Below are 22,454 nucleotides of genomic sequence, written 5' to 3'. Positions count from 1 at the left end.
CGACCATGAAAAAACCGCCATCAACGGGCTCGCAACCCTCCGGCGGTTTTTCTTGGGAATGTTCGAAAATGATGAACGATCTTTTCTGCATTGTAAAGCCGCCATTGACGGCTGAGTGACGGCGAGGCTGGGACATATCCCAGCCGATCAGAGCCCCACTTTACCCGGCGAAAGTTGTCAACATTTTTGGCCCGATGGGACGTTCCGATATGATCTCTTCGGCCCTCGCCAGCATCTGCAGGCTCTTCATCCAGAGAACACCAGAACCCATAACGGCATTCGCAAGGGTGTCGTATCCTTCGCCCAGCGCGTATCGGACGGCAAGAAGAACTGGCGAGAGTGGACCGTTCCCGTTGGCGGCGATGCTATCCTTCAGGCCGAGCAAGTCCTTCGCGTCGGTGGCGACGATGTGTATATCAGCCAACAGGCATTCAATCGTTGGCGCGGCGTTGCGGACCTGTCCGCTCTCGGTTCAAATTACGTCGATCTCGATTATCACCAGCGCGTGCGATGGAAGGAAAAGCGGCCAAGTGCTGTTGCCGCGGCGGTTCTTCATAAACTCGAAGAAGGCGGCATACCGTTTCCATCCTATATCCTTGCGACAGGGCGCGGCCTGGTCTGCGTCTGGCTGACCGAACTCCTTCCACCTATGGCGTTGCCGCGCTGGAGCCAGGTGCAAAAAGCTCTGGCCGGCGCGCTCACGGAATTCGGCGCGGACAAGAGGGCGCTGGATGCCGCTCGTGTTTTCCGACTTTCCGGAAGCACCAATTCCCGCGCCGATTGGGATCGGCGTCAGGTCGGCATGATCTGGTGTCAGGGAACACCAGATACGCCGACACGTCACGTATTCGGCACGCTTGCGGACGAGGTGCTGCCGTACACTCAGGCCCAGATCATTTCGCTACAGGCAGAGCGCGCCGCCCGCCACGAGGAGCGTGAGGGACGGCCCAGACAGTCGGGCCAGAAGCTGACCGGCGCGACATACTGGTCCACGGTACACGACGACCTTCAGAGCCTTCGTAGATACCGCAATCCCGTCACGGGGACCCTTCCCCCGGGACAACGCGACATCTGGCTTTTCGTCGCGGCCAATGCCCTCTCCTGGACCCGCGCGGTGGACGACATGGAACGGGAAATCCGTATCCTTGCAATGCAATCGGCGGGATGGTCGGAATCGGAGTCCAAAGCCAGAATGAGCGCCGTTGTGAAACGGGCGCGACAGGCCGTTTCTGGAAAGATGGCAACCTATAACGGCAAGGAAGTCGATGCCCGGTACAGAATGAAGGTGGGCACCATTATCGACTGGCTCCAGATCGAGCCCGCCGAAATGCGGGCCGCCGATCTCCGGGTACTCATCGACACGGACAGACGCCGCGAGCGCGAGGCCGAGCGTCAGACGGAGAGCCGCCGCCGACGCGGTGCAAAAGATCAGAACGAGCAACAGGCCGCTCGCTTGGAGCTCGGCAGGAAATGCCTTCACCTCTCCGCTAAGGACGGCATGACCCGCGATGACCTGGCCGTTCGTTTCGGCGTTTCCACAGGCCAGATTTCCAAAGCCATGAAAGAAGCCAGAGCCGCCGCCGGCTAGCTGTGACCATCTGCAAATTCAGCGTCCGTCACGATTCGTCACGGTGTATGGTGTTTACTGAGGCTGGGGGAGGCCGAAGGCCAGGGGGTGCTTGCACCCCCACCCGATCCTATAAAATCATCTTCCGTCTCTTGCCCTGACGTTCACCCCAGTCGCGGAGCCGAAAAACGGGCATGGGAAGGGCGTGACCTTGCACCTCTCCGAATGGGTTAGAAACGGAATGCGATATCGGGGTAGTCGGTCCCAGGGTCCGCCCGCCGGCGGCGCGATGCTACCCTTCCTGCGGCTACCCTCTCTCCGATTACCGCATGCGCGAATTCCCGCCCCATCCCTATCGGGTCGCTATGCTTGGGGCTCCGATATGCTCACGTCTCTCATGGGCGCGGAAAACCGCGCGAAAGGGCGGATTCCGCGATTTCGGACATCGGTATCGAAAAAAGAGGCTCCTGGAGGCTCGTACAGCGCTAATATACACTTCGGATGACCTCAGATACCTCCTGAAATCCAACCCCACTCTGACGCGCAAGCCTGCCGCCGTGCGCGCTCTGTCAATGTCCTACGGACATCCTCCACGTCGTTTCGGCCCTTCCGGGTGACTGCCGCTGTGCGCGATGGCGACTTTGAGGCATCGGGACGGGGAACGTCTCGGCCGCCCCTACGGGGCGGGTTCTCGCGGCCGGCGCATCGAACAGGGAACAGGGCAAACTGGAAAACCCTAGAATTCTACTGATTCCGCTTACCGCGCCTCCGGCATGATGCAACCATGCCGCGTTCCTTCCTGGGCTCCTGCATTGCGGCGGCTATAATCAAGCCATTGGAAACACCGGAAATCGAGGCATTCCATGGCGATCAGAACAACCGTTTTCAGAGGGCTGACGTACAACATCCTGATTGAAGAATTCCAGGATCGGGATGCGGCCGGACATGTCAACGGATACGTGGCATCAATCTACGTGGAAACCGCGTCCGCACGGCATCTCATCCGCCGATCGCGTCTTCTGGGTGCCGCTGAACACCTACGTCGAGAGATCGAGCGCGATGGTATTCAGGCATTCCGACGCTTTGCCCGGAACTGAAACCTTCAGGCCGGCGTGGCGCAGATCGATCGTAGGCCGCGGCAATTCCGACATCATTGTTGCCCCACAGGGCATCTCGATCTTTTTTCAGAAATCGTGCGCCGGCCCCCTTGTGGGCATCCGATATCGGCGTCAGCATGATGATGTGAGGACGCACAAAGTTGCCTTCTCACAAAAACAGGAACTCTGAAAATGGGAACGAAATCAAGAAATAACCCGCTTCTGCGGGAGGGGCGGAGCCGTGCCGAAAGGCTGACGGTCGAGCTTCCGACAGGAACGCTGATGGCGCTGAAAATCCATGCCGCGCAGCGTGAAACGACCATCCGGGCATTCGTCACGAGCCTGGTGCAAACAGCCCTCAAAGAGAAAGGAAAACGGGCATGACAACTATCGAACTCGACGGCCGATCCGTCGAAAACCCTGCTTATTGCAATCACCGGCGCGGAAGGAACTGGGCCGCGATCATGCGCGGAAGGAATGCCGCCAATTGCGAACGGGCATTTCTAAAGGCCGTGGGCGAGGTTGTTGACCTTGAACCCGTTCAGCCTGGTGACGTGCTCGAATTCGGCGGAGATTACGTGACCGGTGGCGGCCGGCGGCACCCCGATCGTCGCTGGTGGCACGTCCAAGACATCACTGACGACACCATGACTTACGAGCCGCACGAGACGCTGGCGAAGGCGCTCAGGTCCGCGCGTCAGCAATCCCCCAGAACAGAAGCTTGAGAGGAAAACGGCATGAGAGAAAAGATCATCGAGAAAATCGGCCAGGTGGCACGGGGCGAAATCGCCGTGGGAGACTTGCCAGGGTCCACGACCGAACGCATGACAATCGGGCTGGCACTCAACGCACTGGAGCACACGAATCCCAGTTTTGCCAAGGACGAGGAAGGTGCCTGGTGGCGTCTCGACCCTTGGCAATGCGATATCGTCCGGGCATTCAATCCTGCTTATCGCACGCAGAAATGGGCCAAGCTGGCGAGGCCGATATGAGGAAATTCACCGACATCCCAACGCCAGATTTTCCTCTGAATGTCGAGAAGTATCGTCGCCTTCGGGATGAGATTGAGACCGCGGCAGACCGTTTTGATTACCTCGGAACGACTGACGGATACAACGTTTCATGCGCACTAACCGATGTCAGGGTGCGGCTGGATGAAGCCTGGCAGCTCATCCTCAGAATCGAGCAACACGAAAACGGACGCTGACACCGCTGCTCGATATTCGCATTTTCGTAACCCCTGGCATGTGAAGAAACCTCATGTACAAGTACATGATAGGCATGGCAGGGGTTTCGTGCGAGCGGTTGAGTTGTTTTGTGGTGCTGGCGGGATGTCCCGCGGCCTTGTCGATGCGGGATTTGACGTTGTTCGGGCATACGATGCCTGGCCCGCCGCGGTGGAAACCTACCGCCGAAATATCGGACCTCATGTGGTCGAGGCCGACCTGAATAATCTCCTCACCGTCGTTCCGGAAATATCGGCGCTTGCGCCAGATATCATTTGTGGTGGTCCGCCGTGTCAGGACTATTCGCTCGCCGGCAGACGCGAGGAAGGGAAGAATGCGTCCATGACCATCGCGTTCGCAATCGTCGTGACGACGGTTCGCCCTCAGTGGTTCATCATGGAAAATGTGACACAAGCCCAGAAGTCAGAAGCTTGGGCCGAGTCGCGCGCCATGCTGAAACGCGCCGGCTATGGACTTTCGGAATCCAAAATCAACGCCGCCTATTTCGGGGTGCCGCAATCTCGGCGGCGTCTTTTTGTCGTCGGGCGATTGGGAGAGAAGGACGGTTTCCTTCAATCGGCCATTGCCACGAAGGCATCCGCAGCACCGATGACGTTGCGCCAGTTTTTCGGCTCGGCGGTGCCAGATGCCGTGTTTTTCCCCGCAACATCAGATGCCCGACGCTCCTTTTACTCGGCCGATGAATCCGCACCGACAATCCGGGAACGGTCGATCCGATCGCTTCCAGAAGGTCACAGATACCATCCCGCCGATGTGGCCTTGCTGGAAAACGGATACGTATATTCCCGGCCAGTTCGCGGCGGACGCGGGGTCCGCTCGATCGATGAGCCTATTGCTACGATCACCCGCACATCCTGGGAACGGCCGACGCCGCGTTATCTGAGTGCGCCCCATCACCTCGATCCAGTTACGGCAACGGACACGGCGGTGCTCAGCGTCGATCAAATCGCTCGCATTCAAGGTTTCCCCGCCGAGTGGACGTGGGGCGATATACCGAAGCGCGATGTCTTGCAGATGATCGCCAACGCGGTGCCCGCGCCGGTGGCGCGCGCGCTCGGAGAAATCATCCTTGAGCGCCACCAGGGGCAATCGGTTCCCGCGATCGAGGGGCGGTTTGTCGATTGGCTTGTCCGCGTCGGGCGTACCCGGACAACGGCGCACAATATCAAAGCCAATGTTGGCAGGGCGCGGCGTCTGCTTCACGGCAGAACCTTCGCGGATATGGGCCACGAACTCCTTGCGCTTGAAGCCGCGTCTGGTTTCGATGCGCTACCGAAAAACACGAAGAGCGATCTACGACGGGCGCTTTCCGTGCTCGCAGAATTCGAGGCATCAAAGCTCCAGAAGAAACGGAAACCACGTCGGCCGGCCGTATCGGTTCTTCCAGAGCTGGAATCTGTCACGACGCTGAAACAGGCCGCTTGAGGCCAAGATGCCGAGAATCTGCCTATTTTGGGCTTCCAGGTCAAAAAACGACCGTCAGGGAGGCCCATACAGTGCGATTCCGTGACATGGATGATGTTTGATACCCAGTAGAAATCGCCATGGTCCGGATAGATGCCGCCGTCGTCGCGGCATCCGGCAACCCGCACTTCCATCCCGAAACCCACGATGATCATGCGGAGGCGGAACCATCTGTCTCCCTCCGAGACCTGGCGCTATTTGCGCCGGCGGAGTCCTGATCGCATCCTTTTTCTCAGAAGACAGAAAGGGGAGCCAGCAATGGCGTGTGCCCACGCCGCTGGTCAGGGGAAGCAAGCTCCCCCGTGAACCCCCTCACGGCCCGAGACGGGCCGAACAGGAGACGATCGATGCGGGATCAGATCATCCGGATTCGCGCCAGCCGTGACGAGGCAACGGCAATGAAGGACCGCGCCATTGCCCGAGGTCTGTCATTGTCGGACTTGCTCCGCCGTGCCGCACTCGGCGTTCGTATGCCTGTCCGGTCTTTTGATGCCACTCATGTCGGCTTGCTGGCTCGGACCTTGGCCGAACTGGGCCGTATCGGTGGCAACATCAATCAATTGGCCCGTCGCGCAAACGCGGGCAAATTGTCAGGCCACGATGCCGAACTCGTGTCGGCCCTCGCAGAACTCGACAAGCTGCGCGGTCGCCTTCGGGAGATCATCTCATGATCGTGCAGACGACCCGGATCAATCGTGCCGGCGGGGTTCAGTATCTGGTCCGCCATCTGCTCGACAAAACCGATGAAAATGAACGGATCGAGATTCTGGCGGGTGATAGGATCGCCCTTCATGATGCCCACGCGCTCGCCTCCGCAAAAGGCTGTCGATACAGCATCCGCCATCTCTCGATCTCTCCCGAGCGGGAGATGACCCCAGGGCAATTATCCGAATTCCTCAGATCGGTGGATGCGGAATTCCATATCGGTCCCAATCGACCGCGCCTCATCGTCCGCCACATCAAAAATGGCCGGAGCCATTTTCACCTTGCCGTTGCCGAGGTCGATCCCGGGACGTTGCGGGTGCTCGACTGCAAGAATGACTATCGGCGTTTTGAAGACCTCGCCCGCCGCTACGAATTGGACCACGGCGAGACCGTCCAGCCAGCGCGCGCCGAAAGACGACGTGACCGGGCAGAAGGCTTTTCCGACACCGCACGTAAACGGGCGGAGCGGGTTGCGCCGAGTTTCGACCGCACCGCGTTGAGAAAATCCTTTGCCGAAGGGGGCGCGGCGTTTCGTGCCGAACTTCACCGCCAGGGGCTCCGCATTGCCGAGGGCGAGAAGGGCGCGATCCTGGTCTCCGTCGAGAGCGGAGCATTCGTTTCCGCCGCGTGCCGTGCGGCCGGCGTGAAGCGCGCCGAATTCGAGAAACACCTACAGGAGGAAGTCCCCAATGAACGACACAGCAGAAGTCCGCCCCGAGTATCGGAGCATGATCATGGCAACAGAGCGCAACACCGAACGGCTCTTGCCGCTTCTCGCGCTTCTGGAGCCACCAGAGGGGCCAGACCGAATAGCGCAACTCATGGAAATCCTGGGTTCGATACTCGACGCGCAGCACATGCAAGCCACGGCGCTGAAAAGCCTCACCGAAAAGGTCGATCGGCTACCGCGTCGATAGCGCGAGCGCGTGAGGCGTTGTTTCTACACCGTCTTACGAAACTGGACCTGGACGATCTCCTCAGGCGGGCGATGGAACTGGCCGTCTCCATCATGTCGATGCTCGCCCCGGAAAGGGATCGCCTTGCATGGCGGATTGCGGAAGCAAAGCGCGTACAGAAAACAATCACGCCGGCGGAACCGATCGAGGAGAAAAGCCCGAGCTATGATCTGACGAGGAGGATCAGATCATGAAACCAGATATTCACAAGGAGAAAAGACGCCGCACCTGTTATGATCGCGCACGCAAGCGCTGGCTTGAAGCTCGCCGCGCCCAGATGAACAATCCCGCGGCATCGTCAGCCATGCAATTGCTCGGCATCTTCGGCTTTCTCCTCGGCAGGATGCCGGTTGCCGCACCTGTATCGGCCCCTCAGCGCTACGTCGCGCCGGCCATGTCCCCGCGGCAGGTCCAACGCATCGAAGCTGCGCGGCATCTCGGGGTGCCGACACGGTATCTTGATATCGTTCTGAGTAAAGGCAAGGTGCCATACCCAGTGCTCGTCGAGCATATCCGCCAGGGCGGAGCCACACGGCGGGATGCGCTTGACGAGCTGCGCAAATCCGCTCCTGTCGAGGCGCTGGACTGGCTTGCGCACGTTGAGGAACGGCACCTCTGGTCAGAGCTGTCACGCTGTTTCCGCCCGGATGCCAGCGAGGAGGATGCCCATGTCCTGATGCTCAAGGCTACGCTCGCCTGGGTCGAGGCCCAGAAGAAATCGGGGGGCGGACCTTCCGTTCCCTCGGACACGGAACATGAATTGAAACCGCCGAAGCCAGGTGACGACGATAAACCTGAAGATGATCCGCAGTCGCCCAAACCTTGACAACTGACGATGGCCGAATCGACATGACGACTCGGTCATCGTCAGTTATTGATCCTGTATAGCAATCTGGAGAAAACTGGGCTCGAGAGACCGAAAACGGGGGACAAAAAACACAAGGGAGCGCATTGTCGGATGAATGCCGTCTTGATCCCCCGCGTTGTTGGCGATTGCCTAAATGAAACATCTTGTTCTAGATAGCGCGATGGATATTCAGGGTTATATCAACGAAATTCGTGCGCTTTACGCGAGTGGACAGACAACCGAACATAGCTTCCGTCCCGCGTTGGCCAAGCTCTTTAATGCTATTGATCCGGCGCTCACCGTTATCAACGAGCCGAAACATATCACTGACGTTGGTGCGCCCGATTTCGTATTCAATCGTGGAGACATCGCTATCGGTTGGTGCGAGGCAAAGGACATTGGCAGGGATGTTCGCAAGTTTGCCTCGAATGACTACAGCAAAGCTCAAAAAGAGCGATACAAAAAGGGCCTTCCCAATCTGATCTACACCAATGGGTTGGATTTCGAGTTCATCCGCGAAGGCGAGGTGGTGGACTTTATCACTATTGCGGACCTTATTCCGACGCTACCCGCGCGTGTAGAAAACTTCTCCGCGTTGGAAAACCGCCTACATGATTTCGCCACCGTCACTCCCCTCAGCATCACCTCGTCGAGACGACTAGCCGAGATGATGGCAGGCAAGGCGGCGATCATCAAAGACATAATGGCGCGCGCGCTGGGTGCCGACCTTAAGGAACGAGATAACGGAGCCCCACCAACTGATTTGATAGGCCAATATGAGGCATTCAAGTCGAATCTGATTCACGACATTAAGGTTGAAGATTTCGCTGACATTTATGCGGAAACCATCGCCTACGGTCTTTTTGCCGCGCGCTTACATGATGAAACGCCAAGCAGTTTCACTCGTGCTGAAGCGTTGGACCTTCTGCCCAGGTCCAATCCATTCCTGCGTCAGTTATTTATCTATATAGCCGGACCAAATTTGGACGAACGTCTGCGCCGAGTGATAGACGAATTGTGCAATGTTTTCTGTGCAACCAACATGGCCAAAGTGTTGGCCAATTTCGGCAAAGTGACCGCGCGACAAGACCCTTTCCTCCATTTCTATGAAGTATTTCTAGCCGAATATAACCCAGCTAAACGCAAGGCGCGTGGCGTCTGGTATACGCCAGAGCCAGTTGTGAATTTCATAGTTCGTGCGGTGGACGAAGTGCTCAAATCGGAGTTCGGCCTAGCGGACGGACTGGCCGACACCAGCCGCATCACAATCAACTGGGACACTGGGCAGAACGACAAGAAAAGCAAGCCGATCACGATCAAGAAACAGGTTCATCGCGTCCAGATTCTCGATCCGGCTACTGGCACTGGCACCTTTCTCGCCGAAGTGGTGAAGCTGGTTGCCGAACGGGTGAAGGGGATCGCGCCGGGGCAATGGTCCAACTATGTCGAAAAAGACCTGATACCGCGTATCCACGGCTTCGAACTGCTGATGGCCAGTTACGCCATGTGCCACATGAAACTGGATATGACCTTGACCGCATTGGGCTACAAGCCCACGGCGAAGCCGCCCCGCCTTGGTGTCTACCTTACCAACAGCCTTGAAGAAGGCGAGCGGGTGGAACAGACCCTATTTGGTCTGTCTCGCGCCATTGCCGAGGAAGCCAAGGCCGCCAGCGACATCAAACGGCAAATGCCCATCATGGTAGTGATCGGCAATCCGCCTTATTCTGGTCATTCATCCAACAAGGGGGAATGGATCGAAAAGCTAATGGCTGATTACAAGGTCAGCTCAGAATTGAAACGCCCGGCACAGGCCAAATGGCTGTCAGATGACTATGTGAAGTTCGTCCGTTTTGCCGAACATATGATCGAGAAGAACGGCGAAGGGGTGCTGGGTTTCATAACCAACCACGGTTATCTTGATAACCCGACATTCCTCGATATGCGGAATCATCTGCGCCAGACATTTGATCGAATCTATGTGCTGGACCTGCACGGCAATTCCAAGAAAAAGGAAGTCAGCCCAGACGGTTCGCCGGACAAAAACGTGTTCGACATCATGCAGGGCGTGGCGATCATTATTGCAGTGAACCGGGGTGAGGCAGGCGGGGCGAAGAAGCTGGCCAGCGTGTTCCACGGCGACCTATGGGGCGACCGGGAAGCAAAATATCAGCGGTTGTGGGACGGCACGACCGGCGAACTTGCCGCACAGGATGTTTCACCAGATGCCGCGCCTTGGCGTTTCAAGCCCACCGACAAGGTGCTGGAAGCTGCGTATCAGGCCGGATTTTCTGTGGCGGACCTATTTTCACCCAATGGCCGCCCAGCCCCGGGCATTGTCACGACCCATGACGAGTTCGCGATTTCGTGGACCGCCGCTGAAGCTGCGGAAAAGGTGGAGCGCCTGCTTTCGACTGCGAACGAAGCCGAAGCCCGCCAGCAATTTCGCCTATGTTCGCAAAGCCAGTGGAACTATGCCACTGCCAAATCCGCGCTGGCCGATGGTGCATGGCGGAACGTAATAACGCCTATCGCTTACAGGCCATTCGACACTCGCTACACCGTTTATGACCCTCACGTAGCCGTTCATCGACGCGAAAGGGTGATGCGCCATTTTATCACAAAAGCAAACTTGGCCTTGGCGATTTGCCGTCAAGGGGTCGGAGGGGATTGGGCGAATGTCTTTATCGCTAGTTTGATCGGAGATGACAGCTACGTCTCCAACCGGTCAAAAGAGCGTGGATATTTCTGCCCTCTCTACCTGTATCCGGAAGAAGGCACCCTCGACCAATCCATCAGTCTGAACTTCGACCCCAAGCTATATGCTCGAATCCGCAAGGCGGCGGGGTTAGCTGGGATGCTCTCCACACCCGATGGCACGGACAGCTTCCGCAAGGCGGCTGGCGAAGCCCGTCCCGAGGAGGTCAAGGTGTTCGACTACATCTATGGCGTGCTGCATTGCCCCGCCTATCGTCAGACCTACGCCGAGTTCCTGAAGTCCAACTTCCCCCGCATTCCGTTCCCGGCCTCGCCAGAAGTGTTCGGGGCTGTTAGCGCAAAGGGGGAGGAACTACGCCGCCTGCATCTGATGGAAGATGTTGCCATCGGTGCAACGCCCTATCCCTTCGACGGAGACGGTGACAGCGTGGTAGACAAGCCGCGTTTCGATGCAGGGCGCATCTGGATTAACAACACCCAGTATTTCGATAACGTGCCCGCCGTTGCCTGGGATTTCCCCATCGGTGGTTATCGGCCCGTGCAAAAGTGGCTCAAGGATCGCAAGGGGCGTGCGCTGGGATGGGACGATATTCGCCACTACCAGAAGATTATCAAGATTCTGGCGGAAACAGACCGCATCATGCTGGGAATCGAACTTCCAGCACTGAGTTAGAGCAGTTCCAATCAGTTCACGGTTCCAAATAACTGCTCAGGTGTCGAACACGATCTGCTTAAGGCCGCTTAATCCATTGACGCCCACCGCATTTGACGGCTAAGTGAAGGTCACAATATTGGTACACACGGCACCAATTTGGCGACTCAAGAACCTTGGTTTCTCAGGCGTTTGAGGGTGGTCGAGCGAGATTCCCACCCTCTCCGCCATATCCCGCGCACGGCGGATCCAGGCTTCCCCGCTTCCAATTACCCGTAACGGCATGGCCTCCGGCGTTTCGTCCGCAAGCATGCGGCATGGATCACGGTCACCCGCCTTCGAGGATCGCCGCGATTTCCCCGTAGCCGCGGGCGCGGGCGTGCTGGAGCGGGGTCACGCCGTCCCGGTCGGCGAGATCGGTGCGGGCGCCGGCCGCGACGAGGAGCCGGACGATGGCGATGTGGCGCGGGCCGCCGTCCGACAGGATGATCGCCTCCAGGAGCGCGGTCCAGCCGAGGTCGTTGACGTGGTCGACGTCGACGCCCGCCCCGATCAGCGTCCTGACGGTCTCGACATGGCCGCGCTCGGCGGCCGGGATCAGCGCCGTTCCGCCGAAGCGGTTGGTGCTCTTCAGGTCCGCCCCGTGGGCGAGCGTCATGCGCAGGATTTCCAGGTGGCCCCGCGCGCCGGCGTAGAGATAGGGACTGTCCGCGATGGCATCCTTCGCGTTGACGTCGGCGCCCGCCTCGACGAGCAGCCGCGCCGCCGCGACGTCGTTGGCGCGCGTCGCGATCATGAGCGCGGTCTCGCCCCGGTCGTTGCGCGCGTCGATGGCGACGCCCTGCGGCAGGAGCGCCGCGATCGCGGCGGTGTCGCCGTCCTGCGCGGCCTCGATCAGCCGCTGCTCCTTCGTCTGCGCCATGGCGGCCCCCATCGTCAGCGCCGCCGCCGTCACGGCGGCAAGCAGCCCCAAGCGCCGGCGGGCAAGGGGAGAGGACGCCGCCGGAAGGCCGGCGGCGCCCGTTTCGTCCGGTCGCCGGCTCAGAACGGCGAATCCGGGAAGTAGAAGTCCTTGGCGTTGTCCTTGTCGATCAGCACCGAGGGGATGATGTTGTTGGCCGGCAGGGCCTCGCCCTTCAGCCGCGCCTCGGCCGTCATCTTGATCGCGTCGTAGATGAACTTCGGCGAATAGCTGACGTTCGCCTGGATGCGCGGATCGGAGCCGTCGAGGATGACCTTGACCATGTCCTTGGCGCCGGCGCCGCCGAAGATGATCTTGATGTCCTTGCGGTCGGCCTGGTCGATGGCGCGGATCGCGCCGAAGGCCATGTCGTCGTCGGCCGCCCAGAAGGCGTCGATCTCCTTGAAGCGCGTCAGGAAGTCCTGCGTGACCTTGTAGGCGTCGTCGCGGTTCCAGTTGGCATATTGCGCGTCGAGCAGCTTGATGTCCGGATAGTCCTTCAGCACGCTGTTGAAGGCGTCCATGCGCTCGTTGTCGAGCGTCGTGGCGATGCCGCGCAGCGCCACGACGTTGCCCTTGCCGTTAAGCTGCTTGGCGATGTACTCGGCCGGGATCTTGCCGAAGGCCGTATTGTCGCCCGAGACATAGGCGTCCTGGATCGACGGGTCGGTGAGGCCGCGGTCGACGACGGTGATGTAGGCGCCCTTGGCCTTCACGTCGGCGACGGGCTTGGTGAGCGCCGCCGATTCGAACGGGAAGACGACGAGGGCGTTGATCTTCGAGACCGTCGACAGGTCGCGCAGCTGGTCGGCCTGCTCGGTGGCGTTGGCCGCCGTCTTGATCGTGATCTTCAGGTCCGGATGGGCGGCTTCCAGGTCCTTCTTGGCCTGTTCCGTCCAGTAGTTGACGCCGCCCATGAAGCTGTGGGTGGCTGCCGGGATGGAGACGCCGAGATGGACCTTCTCCTGGGCCATCGCCGTCGCGGCCATCAGCGCCGCGGCGGCGACCGTGGCCTGAAGGACGAAACGTCTGGTAATCGCTGTCATGTTCTCACTCCCTTTGTTGGATCGTTGTGGTTGCCTGGATCATGTCCGGCGGCTGCGCTGCAGCAGCGCGACGGCGATGATGACGAAGCCCTGCACCGCCGCGTTGAGATAGACGCTGATGATGCTGGTCAGGTTGAGGATGTTGCTGATGACGGAAAGCAGGATCGCGCCGACCACCGTGCCGGCGATGGAGCCCGCGCCGCCCTTGAGCGCCGTGCCGCCGACGATGACCGCGGCGATCGCCTCCAGCTCCCAGAGCAGGCCCGTGGTGGGCGAGGCCGAGCCGAGGCGCGGCACGTAGAGCAGCGTGGCGACGCCGACGCAGGCGCCGAGCAGCATGTAGGTCTTGAGCTTCACCCAGTCGACGTCGACGGCGGCGTAGCGCGCCACCTGCTCGTTCGAGCCGATCGCCTGCACGTAGCGGCCGTAGGCCGTGCGGTTGAGGACGAGGCCGCCGGCGAGCGCCACGCCGAGGAAGACCCAGACGGGGATCGGGATGCCGAGGAAATAGCCGTAGTAGACGGGCGCGTAGAGGTCGGCGAGCGCGTTGTCGAGCGTGATCGCGCCGCCGCCGGAGAAATAGGTAAGGTAGGCGCGGTAGATGCCGAGCGTGCCGAGCGTGACGATGAAGGGCTCGATGCGGCCGCGGGTGATGAGCAGGCCGTGGATCATGCCGAGGAAGGCGCCGAGCACGATAGCCGCGAGCGCGCCGATCAGCACCGCGGCGAGCGGCGAGCCGACCGCCTGTCCCGCCCAGTTGATCAGCATGATGACGCAGCCGGCGATCAGCGCCGCCATCGAGCCGACCGACAGGTCGATGCCGCCCGAGATGATGACGAAGCACATGCCGACGGCGATGATGCCGATGAAGGCGGTGCGGGTCAGCACGTTGAGGATGTTCTCGGGCGTGGCAAAGTCGCTGTTGAGCCAGGTGCCGATCAGGCACAGCAGGATGAGGCCGGCGACCGGCCCGTAGCTCTGGATGCGCTCGCGCCAGGTGGCGGCGGACGACTCGCGCGGGCGCACGGCGTCGGTGGCATTGGCTTGGCTCGGTTCAGGCGTCGACATTGGCGGTCCCCGTTGCGTGCGCGATCAGTTCCTGCTCGGTGAGATGGGCGCCGTCCACCTCGGCGGAGAAGCGGCCGGCCCGCATCACCACGACCCGGTGGGCGACGCCGATCAGCTCGAGCAGTTCGGAGGAGATGACGATCACCGCGAGCCCCTGCGACGCGAGCCGGCTGATCAGGAAATAGATGTCCCGCTTGGCGCCGATGTCGACGCCGCGCGTCGGCTCGTCGAGCACGACGACCTTCGGCTCGGGATGCAGCACCTTGGCGAGCGCCAGCTTCTGCTGGTTGCCGCCGGAAAGGGCGGAGGCCTTGTTGCGCAGCGTGCCGGTGCGGATGCCGTATTCCTTGACGGCCGCCTCCAGCGCGGCGTGCTCGGCGGAAGGGTCGAGGAGCGGCTTCACGTAGCGCTCCAGCGCCATCAGCGTGAGGTTCTCGCCGAGGCCGAAATTGACGTGCAGGCCCTTGCCCTTGCGGTCCTCCGACAGATAGGTGAGCCCGTGGTCGGCCGCCTCGCGCGGCGAGCGGAAGGTGACGGTCCTGCCGGAAAGCTCGATCCGCCCGCTTCCCTTGCGCAGGCCGAGGATGCCCTCGAACAGCTCCGTGCGGCCCGCGCCGACGAGGCCGGCGAAGCCGAGGATCTCGCCGGGGCGCACCTCGAAGGAGATCTTCTCCGCCCAGCCGGGCACCGAGAAATCGGTGACGCGCAGCGCCGGCGCCGTCTCGCGCGGCACCGGCGCGCGCGGCGGGAAGAGGTCGTTGACCTCGCGGCCGATCATCATGTTTGCCATCTGCCGGCGGGAAATGTCCTTCGTCGGCGAACGGCCGACGAAGCGGCCGTCGCGCAGCACGATGACCTCGTCGGTGATGCGCTCCACCTCGTCCAGCTTGTGGGAGATGTAGATGACGGTGACGCCGTCGGCGCGCATCTCCTCGATGAGGCGGAACAGCCGGTTCGTCTCCGACGGCGTCAGCGTCGCCGTCGGCTCGTCCATGATCAGCAGGCGGGCGTTGCGCGCGAGCGCCTTGGCGATCTCGACGAGCTGCTTCTCGGCGACGATGAGCCGGCTGACCTTCGTCGCCGGATCGACGGCGAGGCCGACCTTCGCCAGCACCTTCGCCGATTCGGCGTGCATCGCCCGGTTGTCGAGCAGCAGGCCGCGCTTCTTCTCGTGGCCGAGGAAGATGTTGTCAGAGATCGACAGGTCGTCGGCGAGGTTGAATTCCTGGTGGATCAGCACGATGCCTTCGGCCTCCGCGTCGCGGGAGCTCGAAAACGCGACCGGCCGGCCGTTGACGCGGATCGTGCCGGAGGTCTGCGGCTGGTAGCCGCCGAGGATCTTCATCAGCGTCGACTTGCCGGCTCCGTTCTCGCCGAGCAGGCCGTAGACCCGGCCCGGCTCGAGCGCGAAGCCGATGCCGTGCAGCACGCGCACCGTGCCGAAATCCTTGACGACGTCGTCGAACTCGACCGCGAGCCCCGGCTTTGCCGCATCGTTCATGGATAGACCTCCCCGTCACGCAAGGCTTCGCGCACCGCAAGCACGCCGGCACCGATCAGCCCGGTATCGCCGACGAAGGGCAGCGAGGCGATCTCGAGGTGGCGGATGGACAGAGCCGGCGAGCGCTGGTGCACGCGCTGGCGGATCGCGGCGAAGAAGAGCGGCCCGAGACTGGCCACGCCCCCGCCGATGAAGACATGCGAGGGATTGAAGAAATTGACGACCGAGGCGAGCATCTGGCCGATCAGCCCGCCCGCCCGCGCGATGATGCGGTCGGCCGCGGCATCCCCCGCCCGGCTCGCCGCGCCGACGGCTTCGGCCGTCAGCGTGCCGTTGCGGGAAAGCCAGTCGGCGAGGAAGGGGCTCTCGCCGCTTGTCGCCGCCTCCGTGCCCATGCGGGCGATCGCCGGGGCGGCGGCCATCGCCTCGACGCAGCCGCGGCTGCCGCAGGTGCATTGCGGCCCGTTCTCGTCGACGCAGATATGGCCGATATCGCCGGCCGAGCCGGTCTGGCCGCGATAGAGCTCGCCGTTGCAGATGACGCCGCAGCCGATGCCGGTGCCGACCTTGACGACGAGGAAGTTGCGGTGCTGGCGGCGCTGGCGCCAGAGCACGCCGAGCGCCATCAGGTTCACGTCGTTGTCGACGTAGCAGGGGGCGGGGGCGATGTCGCGCATGTAGTCGCGGATCGAGAAACTGTCCCAGCCGGGCATCAACGGCGGGGCGACGAGCTGGCCGATGCCGAAATTGACCGGCCCCGGCACGCCCATGCCGATCGCCAGCAGGCGGCCCTCCGCCCGGTGCTGGCGCATCAGCTCCTTGAGGCACGCGCGCACGCGCGACAGCACGACCGCCGGTCCCTCGCGCACGTCCGCCGCCTCGGCATGGCGGCCGACCACGCTCATGTCGGGCTTGAGGAGCGCGATGTCCAGGCTGGTCGCGCCGAGATCGACGCCGGCCACCAGGCCGAGGTCGCGGTGGAGCCTGAGCGCCTCGGGCCGGCGCCCGCCGGTCGAGGGCCGGTGGCCGCTCTCCTCGATCAGGCCCTGCTCGACCAGCTCGGAGACGAGACCGTTGGCCTTGCTGCGGGAGAAGCCGAGCGAGGTGGCGAGCCCCTGGCGCGAGCTGCCGTGCGACCAGAAGGCGCCTTCCAGCACCTGTCGCTTGCGGCGGCTGAGATTGTTCCAGGGCAAAGTAATGACGACCCTCCCCCTGTCGGCATCACGACGTTGGGGCTAATGTTCCGTATCGTCCGGGCCCTTGCAAGCGCAAACTTAGGCCTATTTTCGGCAAAAGTCTGCGCATGTGCAGCATGATTTTGCGCTTGCAGCAGACGCGCCCTACACGGAGCGCATCAGTCCGCCGTCGACGCGGAGGTTCTGGCCGGTGATGTAGCCGGCACCCTCGGAGAGCAGGAAGGCGACGGTCGCGGCAATCTCCTCGCTCGTGCCGTAGCGCTTCATCGGCACGCTGTCGCGCCGCTCCTCGGTGCCCGGCAGGCTGTCGATCCAGCCGGGCAGCACGTTGTTCATGCGCACGTTGTCGGCCGCATAGGTGTCGGCGAAGATCTTCGTATAGGCGGCAAGCCCTGCCCGGAAGACGGCGGAGGTCGGGAACATCGAGCTCGGCTCGAAGGCCCAGGCGGTGGAGATGTTGACGATCGCGCCCGCCTTCTGCGCCTGCATCACCGGGGCGACGAGGCGCACAGGGCGGATGACGTTCATCAGATAGGTGTCCATGCCCTTCGCCCAGTCCTCGTCGCTGATCTCGACGATCTGCGCGCGCGGGCCGTGGCCGGCGCTGTTGACGAGCGCGTCGATGCGGCCCCAGCGGGAGAGCGTGCCGTCGACCAGGCGCTTCAGGTCGTCGCTCGACTGGTTGGAGCCGGTGACGCCGAAGCCGCCGAGCTCGGCCGCCAGCGCCTCGCCCTTGCCGGAGGAGGAGAGCACCGCCACCCGGTATCCGTCCGCCGCGAGCCGCCGCACCGCCGCGGCCCCCATGCCGCTGCCGCCCGCCGTGATGATCGCCACCTTTTCCGCCGCCATTGCCGTCTCCTTGCGTCCGTTCGTGCTGCCGGTTCCGGTTGATAGCATTGCCGCGCCGCTCACGAAAGGAAAACGGGGCGACCGCGCGGCCGCCCCGTCCCGATCCGGCAAGGCGGCAGCGCCTCAGCCGATCGTCATCAGGCTCGCATTGCCGCCGGCGGCCGCCGTGTTGATGGAGGTCGCGACCTCCTCCAGGAGCCAGTTCAGGCAATAGGCCTCGGGATCGCCGGCAAGCTCGGCGGCGCTCGCCGCCTGCACCAGCACCAGCGGCCCGGGAAGCGCGGCGATCCGCCGGTTCACGGCCTGGACCCGGGTGGCGTCACCCTCGACCAACGCACCTGAGAAGGGCCCGTCCTTCTCCCAGTCCGCGGTCCAGGAGAGGCGCGCGGCGACCGAGACCGGCAGGCCGGACAGCGCACCCTCCAGGCCGGAGGCCGCGTCGACCGCAACGCTGTTGCCCGTCGCGAGCGCCGCGGCGACCTGCCGGTGCAACCCGGCTTCCGTCTCCGGCACGAGCAGAATGCGGCCGCGCGGATGCAGCGCATAGAGGTTGCGTTCGCCGACCGGGCCGTCGAGCTCGCGCGTCAGCCCGAGCGCCGAGCGGCCGGCAAGCCCGCGCGCCGCCTCCGCCGCCTCGGCAAGGCCCTTGCGGTCGAGCCAGGCGATATAGTCGCGCAGTCCCGGATCGGTATGGACCGAATCCTGCTGCGGCGGCACCGGCGCGCGTTGCACGAGGCGGCCGATATAGAGCGGCCCGCCCGCCTTCGGCCCCGTGCCCGAGAGCCCGCGCCCGCCGAAAGGCTGGACGCCGACGACGGCGCCGATGATGTTGCGGTTCACATAGAGGTTGCCGGCCTGGATGCGGCTCGTCACATGGGCGATCGTCTCGTCGAGGCGGGTATGCAGGCCGAAGGTGAGGCCGTAGCCCGAGGCGTTGATCTCGTCGATCAGCCGGTCGAGATCGACGCGGCGGTAGCGGATGACGTGCAGCACCGGCCCGAACACCTCGCGCTTCAGGTCGGAAAGCGCCTTGATCTCGATGATGGTCGGCGGGACGAACGTGCCTTCCCCGGCGCCCTCGGGCAGCGGGAGCTGGTCGACCTTGCAGCCGAGGCCGCGCATCCGCTCGACATGGGTGTCGATCTCCTTCTTCGCGTCGAGGCTGATGACCGGACCGACGTCGACGCTCAGCCGGTCGGTGCGGCCGATCGAAAGCTCCCGGAAGGCGCCCTTCAGCATGGCGAGCGTGCGGTCGGCGATCTCCTCCTGCAGGCAGAGCACGCGCAGCGCCGAGCAGCGCTGGCCGGCGCTGTCGAAGGCCGAGGTGATGACGTCGGCGACGACCTGCTCGGCGAGCGCCGAGGAATCGACGATCATGCCGTTCTGGCCGCCGGTCTCGGCGATCAGCGGGATGGGCTTGCCGGCGGCCGAAAGCCGCTCGGCGAGCTGCGCCTGGATGAGGCGGGCGACCTCCGTCGAGCCGGTGAACATCACGCCGGCCGTCTCCGGCGCCGCGACCAGCGCCGCGCCCAGCCGGCCGCTGCCGGGCACGAACTGCAGCGCGCCGCGCGGCACGCCCGCCTCGTGCAGGATGCTCACGCTCTCGTGCGCGATGATCGGCGTCACCCCGGCGGGCTTGGCCAGCACCGGGTTGCCGGCGACGAGCGCGGCGGCGACCTGGCCGGTGAAGATGGCGAGCGGGAAGTTCCACGGGCTGATGCAGACGATGGGGCCGAGCGGTGCATGCGCCGGCCCGAGCGTGCGGCGCGCCTGGTCGGCATAGTAGCGCAGGAAGTCGACCGCCTCGCGCACCTCGCCGATCGCGTTGGCGGCGGACTTGCCGGCCTCGCGCATGACGATGCCCATCAGCGTCTCGATGCGGGACTGCATGATGTCGGCCGCCCGGTCGAGGCAGGCCGCACGCTCGGCCGGCGGCACCGCCGCCCAGGCCGGCGCGTGCTCGGCCGCCATCCGCGCGATGCGCCCCGCATCCTCGACCTTCAGCTCGGTGACGGAGCCGACGACATCGCGGTGGTCGGCGGGATTGAGGACCGGGCGGGTGTCGCCGTCCGTCGATCCGTCGGCAAGCAGCGGGCCCGCATGCCAGGCGGTGCGCGCCGTCGCGGCGAGGTTCTCCGAAAGCGCGGCGAGCGTCGCCTCGTTGGAGAGGTCGAGGCCGGCCGAATTCTCCCGCGCCGCACCGTAAAGGGCCTTCGGCAGCGCGATCAGGTCGTGCGGCGCCCCGACGACCGGCATGGCGGCGACGATCTCGGCCGGGTCGGCCGTAAGCTCGCCGACGGAGACGGCCGGATCGGAGATGCGGTTGACGAAGGAGGAATTCGCGCCGTTTTCCAGGAGGCGGCGCACGAGATAGGCGAGCAGCGTCTCATGCGTGCCGACGGGCGCGTAGATGCGGGCCGGCCGGTCGAGCTTGTCCTTGCCGACCACCTCGTCGTAGAGCGGCTCGCCCATGCCGTGCAGGCACTGGAACTCGTACTTGCCGACGGAGAAGTCCGGACCCGCCAGGTGGTGGATCGTGGCAAGCGTCTGGGCGTTGTGGGTGGCGAACTGCGGGAAGACGGCGTCGGGCGCCGCAAGCAGCTTGCGCGCGCAGGCGACATAGGCGACGTCGGTGTGGATCTTGCGGGTATAGACGGGGAAGTCGGACAGGCCGTCGAGCTGGGCGCGCTTGATCTCCGCATCCCAGTAGGCGCCCTTGACGAGGCGAACCATCACGCGCCGCTCGGCCCGGCGGGCGAGGTCGATGATGAAGTCGAGCACGAAGGGGCAGCGCTTGCCGTAGGCCTGCACGACGAAGCCGAGGCCGTTCCAGCCTTTGAGGTCGGCGTCGAAGCAGAGGTCTTCCAGCAGGTCGAGCGACAGTTCCAGCCGGTCGGCCTCCTCGGCATCGATGTTGAGGCCGATGTCGTAGCCCTTGGCGAGCACGGCGAGCGCCTTCACCTTCGGCAGGAGCTCGTTCATCACGCGCTCGGCCTGCGCGCGGGTATAGCGCGGATGCAGCGCCGACAGCTTGATCGAGATGCCGGGGCCGTCATAGATGCCGCGGCCGGCCGCGGCCTTGCCGATGGCGTGGATGGCGTTCTCGTAGTCGCGGTAGTAGCGCTCGGCGTCGGCCGCCGTCGTCGCCGCCTCGCCCAGCATGTCGTAGGAATAGCGGAAGCCCCGCGCCTCCAGCGGCCGGGCGCGCTTCAGCGCCTCGTCGATCGTCTCGCCGGTGACGAACTGCTCGCCCATCATGCGCATCGCCATGTCGACGCCGCGGCGGATGACCGGCTCGCCGCAGCGGGCGATGAGGCGCGTCAGCGCCGCCGCGAGGCTGCGGTCGTTGACGGTGCCGGTGAGCTTGCCGGTGACGACCAGGCCCCAGGTCGCGGCATTGACGAAGAGCGAGCGCCCGCCGCCGATATGCGACTTCCAGTCCCCCTCGGCGATCTTGTCGCGGATGAGCGCGTCGCGCGTCGCCGTGTCGGGAATGCGCAGCAGCGCCTCGGCGAGGCACATCAGCGCCACGCCCTCCTGGCTCGACAGCGAGTATTCCTGGACCAGGCCCTCGACGCCGGTGCCCTTGTGCTTGGCACGCAGCGCCTCGATCAGCCTGCGGGCCGTGCCGGCGATGGCGGCGCGCTCGGCGTCGGACACGCGGGCCTCCGGCAGGAGCGCCGAGACGCATTCCGGCTCGGGGCGGCGGTAGGCGGCGGTGATCGCCCGGCGCAGCGCGCTCTGCGGCCGGATCGGCGGCGCGAAGGCGGAGAAGGGGGAGGGGCCGGCGGAGGTGGCGTCTGCTTTGAGCATCGGAGTCCCTGACGAAAGAAGCGTTGCGATGTGGACGCCCTCGGCCGCATGGGAGCCGCCGGCGATCCGGCTGGTATCGACTTCGAACCCGGTCCGCAGGATATTCCCGCCGTCCGCGCCCGCTTGCAAGGCTTTCGCGCAGGCGGGCCGCCGGCCGCGGCGGCGCGCCGGATTCAGTGGCCGCACCATACTCCAAGGGCTAAAATCGTTCCGACTTGCTTTTCCGCCTTTCTTGGGCGTAAAAACTTATTTTTAGCGGATAGACGGTGCAAAATGGCTATGGAAAAGCATGATCCTGGTGAATTGGACCGGTTCGACGCCAAGATCCTCAAGGCGGTCACGGAAGACGGCCGCATCTCGATCACCGAGCTTGCCGCCCGCGTCGGCCTGTCGAAGACGCCGTGCCAGATCCGCCTCAGGCGGCTGATCGAGGAGGGCTATATCGAGGGCTTCACGGCGGTCCTCAACCCGGGCAAGCTCGGGCTCGACCATATCGCCTTCGCCGAGGTGAAGCTCACCAACACGAAGGAGGACGCGCTGAAGAGCTTCAACGACGCGGTGAAGAAGATCCGCGAGGTCGAGGAGTGCCACATGATCGCCGGCCGCTTCGACTACCTCCTGAAGATCCGCACGCGTGACATCCGGCGCTACCGCTATATCCTCGGCGAGCGCATCTCGACGCTGCCCTTCGTCGCCAGCACCTCGACCAGCGTGGCGATGGAAACCGTCAAGGAGAGCCGCGGCGGCCTGTCGGCGGGATAATTTGC

The 22,454-nt window shown here is 63.5% G+C and carries 19 protein-coding genes; 12 read left to right on the top strand and 7 right to left on the bottom strand.

Translation table 11 applies throughout. The features are described from left to right. Positions 1-115 precede the first annotated feature (115 nt). The 11 genes from NNZ72_RS03510 to NNZ72_RS03460 all read left to right on the top strand — a co-directional run bounded on the left by NNZ72_RS03510 (position 116) and on the right by NNZ72_RS03460 (position 11,274). A complete protein-coding gene (locus NNZ72_RS03510) occupies positions 116-1,588 on the top strand; it encodes a hypothetical protein (protein ID WP_257312801.1) in 1,473 nt (490 codons plus the stop codon). Between the two features lie 842 nt (positions 1,589-2,430). Beyond that, complete coding sequence (locus NNZ72_RS03505) at positions 2,431-2,664, top strand: hypothetical protein (RefSeq protein WP_257312798.1); 234 nt, start codon at positions 2,431-2,433, stop codon at positions 2,662-2,664. Positions 2,665-2,856: 192 nt separating this feature from the next. Beyond that, positions 2,857-3,048, top strand: a complete 192-nt coding sequence (locus NNZ72_RS03500) for a hypothetical protein (RefSeq protein ID WP_257312797.1) — start codon at positions 2,857-2,859, stop codon at positions 3,046-3,048. Beyond that, positions 3,045-3,389: a hypothetical protein gene (locus tag NNZ72_RS03495; protein ID WP_257312793.1), complete on the top strand. Its 345-nt coding sequence runs from the start codon at positions 3,045-3,047 to the stop codon at positions 3,387-3,389. The genes NNZ72_RS03500 and NNZ72_RS03495 overlap by 4 nt, the downstream gene beginning before the upstream one ends. Positions 3,390-3,401: 12 nt before the next feature. Next, positions 3,402-3,656 (top strand): hypothetical protein, encoded by a 255-nt coding sequence (locus NNZ72_RS03490; protein WP_257312792.1) that lies wholly within the window; start codon positions 3,402-3,404, stop codon positions 3,654-3,656. Then, positions 3,653-3,871 (top strand): hypothetical protein, encoded by a 219-nt coding sequence (locus NNZ72_RS03485; protein ID WP_257312788.1) that lies wholly within the window; start codon positions 3,653-3,655, stop codon positions 3,869-3,871. The genes NNZ72_RS03490 and NNZ72_RS03485 overlap by 4 nt, the downstream gene beginning before the upstream one ends. Next, entirely contained in the window at positions 3,801-5,336 is a 1,536-nt protein-coding gene (locus NNZ72_RS03480) for a DNA cytosine methyltransferase (RefSeq protein ID WP_371747687.1), read from the top strand. Before NNZ72_RS03485 ends, NNZ72_RS03480 begins: the two co-directional genes overlap by 71 nt. A gap of 386 nt (positions 5,337-5,722) precedes the next feature. Continuing rightward, entirely contained in the window at positions 5,723-6,046 is a 324-nt protein-coding gene (locus tag NNZ72_RS03475) for a plasmid mobilization protein (RefSeq protein ID WP_257312783.1), read from the top strand. Next, positions 6,043-7,230 (top strand): relaxase/mobilization nuclease domain-containing protein, encoded by a 1,188-nt coding sequence (locus NNZ72_RS03470; protein ID WP_257312780.1) that lies wholly within the window; start codon positions 6,043-6,045, stop codon positions 7,228-7,230. Before NNZ72_RS03475 ends, NNZ72_RS03470 begins: the two co-directional genes overlap by 4 nt. After that, on the top strand, positions 7,227-7,862 hold the full coding sequence (locus NNZ72_RS03465; RefSeq protein ID WP_257312778.1) for a hypothetical protein: 636 nt from the start codon (positions 7,227-7,229) through the stop codon (positions 7,860-7,862). The genes NNZ72_RS03470 and NNZ72_RS03465 overlap by 4 nt, the downstream gene beginning before the upstream one ends. A 175-nt stretch (positions 7,863-8,037) precedes the next feature. Then, positions 8,038-11,274, top strand: a complete 3,237-nt coding sequence (locus tag NNZ72_RS03460) for a type ISP restriction/modification enzyme (RefSeq protein WP_257312776.1) — start codon at positions 8,038-8,040, stop codon at positions 11,272-11,274. 307 nt (positions 11,275-11,581) lie between these two features. Here NNZ72_RS03460 and NNZ72_RS03455 read toward each other — a convergent pair whose 3' ends face one another. From NNZ72_RS03455 to putA, 7 genes are all read right to left on the bottom strand, one after another. After that, positions 11,582-12,187: an ankyrin repeat domain-containing protein gene (locus tag NNZ72_RS03455; protein WP_257313113.1), complete on the bottom strand. Its 606-nt coding sequence runs from the start codon at positions 12,185-12,187 to the stop codon at positions 11,582-11,584. Between the two features lie 107 nt (positions 12,188-12,294). After that, on the bottom strand, positions 12,295-13,260 hold the full coding sequence (locus NNZ72_RS03450) for a substrate-binding domain-containing protein (RefSeq protein WP_257312774.1): 966 nt from the start codon (positions 13,258-13,260) through the stop codon (positions 12,295-12,297). A 39-nt stretch (positions 13,261-13,299) separates the two neighbouring features. Further along, positions 13,300-14,328 carry an ABC transporter permease gene (locus tag NNZ72_RS03445; protein ID WP_257312772.1) on the bottom strand — a complete coding sequence of 343 codons (1,029 nt, stop codon included), beginning with the start codon at positions 14,326-14,328 and terminating at the stop codon, positions 13,300-13,302. Then, positions 14,315-15,829 (bottom strand): sugar ABC transporter ATP-binding protein, encoded by a 1,515-nt coding sequence (locus tag NNZ72_RS03440; protein WP_257312770.1) that lies wholly within the window; start codon positions 15,827-15,829, stop codon positions 14,315-14,317. The genes NNZ72_RS03445 and NNZ72_RS03440 overlap by 14 nt, the downstream gene beginning before the upstream one ends. Continuing rightward, complete coding sequence (locus tag NNZ72_RS03435) at positions 15,826-17,022, bottom strand: ROK family protein (RefSeq protein WP_257312768.1); 1,197 nt, start codon at positions 17,020-17,022, stop codon at positions 15,826-15,828. The genes NNZ72_RS03440 and NNZ72_RS03435 overlap by 4 nt, the downstream gene beginning before the upstream one ends. A gap of 147 nt (positions 17,023-17,169) precedes the next feature. Further along, on the bottom strand, positions 17,170-17,874 hold the full coding sequence (locus NNZ72_RS03430; protein WP_257312766.1) for an SDR family oxidoreductase: 705 nt from the start codon (positions 17,872-17,874) through the stop codon (positions 17,170-17,172). A 123-nt stretch (positions 17,875-17,997) separates the two neighbouring features. After that, entirely contained in the window at positions 17,998-21,687 is a 3,690-nt protein-coding gene (gene putA / locus NNZ72_RS03425) for a trifunctional transcriptional regulator/proline dehydrogenase/L-glutamate gamma-semialdehyde dehydrogenase (RefSeq protein WP_257312765.1), read from the bottom strand. 273 nt (positions 21,688-21,960) lie between these two features. Here putA and NNZ72_RS03420 point away from each other — a divergent pair, with 273 nt between their 5' ends. Further along, positions 21,961-22,449, top strand: a complete 489-nt coding sequence (locus NNZ72_RS03420) for an Lrp/AsnC family transcriptional regulator (protein ID WP_257312763.1) — start codon at positions 21,961-21,963, stop codon at positions 22,447-22,449. The last annotated feature ends 5 nt before the right edge of the window (positions 22,450-22,454 follow it).

The sequence above is a fragment of the Shinella pollutisoli genome (assembly GCF_024609765.1).
GTDB classification, from domain to species: domain Bacteria; phylum Pseudomonadota; class Alphaproteobacteria; order Rhizobiales; family Rhizobiaceae; genus Shinella; species Shinella pollutisoli.
Note: the sequence above shows the minus strand (reverse complement) of the source record. Positions and strands in the feature narration are given on the sequence as shown.

Coding starts and splice junctions, on each gene's coding strand:
- NNZ72_RS03445 (WP_257312772.1), bottom strand. CDS start 14,328: ATGTCGACGCCTGAACCGAGCCAAGCCAATGCCACCGACGCCGTGCGC.
- NNZ72_RS03475 (WP_257312783.1), top strand. CDS start 5,723: ATGCGGGATCAGATCATCCGGATTCGCGCCAGCCGTGACGAGGCAACG.
- NNZ72_RS03500 (WP_257312797.1), top strand. CDS start 2,857: ATGGGAACGAAATCAAGAAATAACCCGCTTCTGCGGGAGGGGCGGAGC.
- NNZ72_RS03455 (WP_257313113.1), bottom strand. CDS start 12,187: ATGGGGGCCGCCATGGCGCAGACGAAGGAGCAGCGGCTGATCGAGGCC.
- NNZ72_RS03495 (WP_257312793.1), top strand. CDS start 3,045: ATGACAACTATCGAACTCGACGGCCGATCCGTCGAAAACCCTGCTTAT.
- NNZ72_RS03450 (WP_257312774.1), bottom strand. CDS start 13,260: ATGACAGCGATTACCAGACGTTTCGTCCTTCAGGCCACGGTCGCCGCC.
- NNZ72_RS03490 (WP_257312792.1), top strand. CDS start 3,402: ATGAGAGAAAAGATCATCGAGAAAATCGGCCAGGTGGCACGGGGCGAA.
- NNZ72_RS03465 (WP_257312778.1), top strand. CDS start 7,227: ATGAAACCAGATATTCACAAGGAGAAAAGACGCCGCACCTGTTATGAT.
- NNZ72_RS03420 (WP_257312763.1), top strand. CDS start 21,961: ATGGCTATGGAAAAGCATGATCCTGGTGAATTGGACCGGTTCGACGCC.
- putA (WP_257312765.1), bottom strand. CDS start 21,687: ATGCTCAAAGCAGACGCCACCTCCGCCGGCCCCTCCCCCTTCTCCGCC.
- NNZ72_RS03440 (WP_257312770.1), bottom strand. CDS start 15,829: ATGAACGATGCGGCAAAGCCGGGGCTCGCGGTCGAGTTCGACGACGTC.
- NNZ72_RS03470 (WP_257312780.1), top strand. CDS start 6,043: ATGATCGTGCAGACGACCCGGATCAATCGTGCCGGCGGGGTTCAGTAT.
- NNZ72_RS03460 (WP_257312776.1), top strand. CDS start 8,038: ATGAAACATCTTGTTCTAGATAGCGCGATGGATATTCAGGGTTATATC.
- NNZ72_RS03485 (WP_257312788.1), top strand. CDS start 3,653: ATGAGGAAATTCACCGACATCCCAACGCCAGATTTTCCTCTGAATGTC.
- NNZ72_RS03430 (WP_257312766.1), bottom strand. CDS start 17,874: ATGGCGGCGGAAAAGGTGGCGATCATCACGGCGGGCGGCAGCGGCATG.
- NNZ72_RS03480 (WP_371747687.1), top strand. CDS start 3,801: ATGTCAGGGTGCGGCTGGATGAAGCCTGGCAGCTCATCCTCAGAATCG.
- NNZ72_RS03505 (WP_257312798.1), top strand. CDS start 2,431: ATGGCGATCAGAACAACCGTTTTCAGAGGGCTGACGTACAACATCCTG.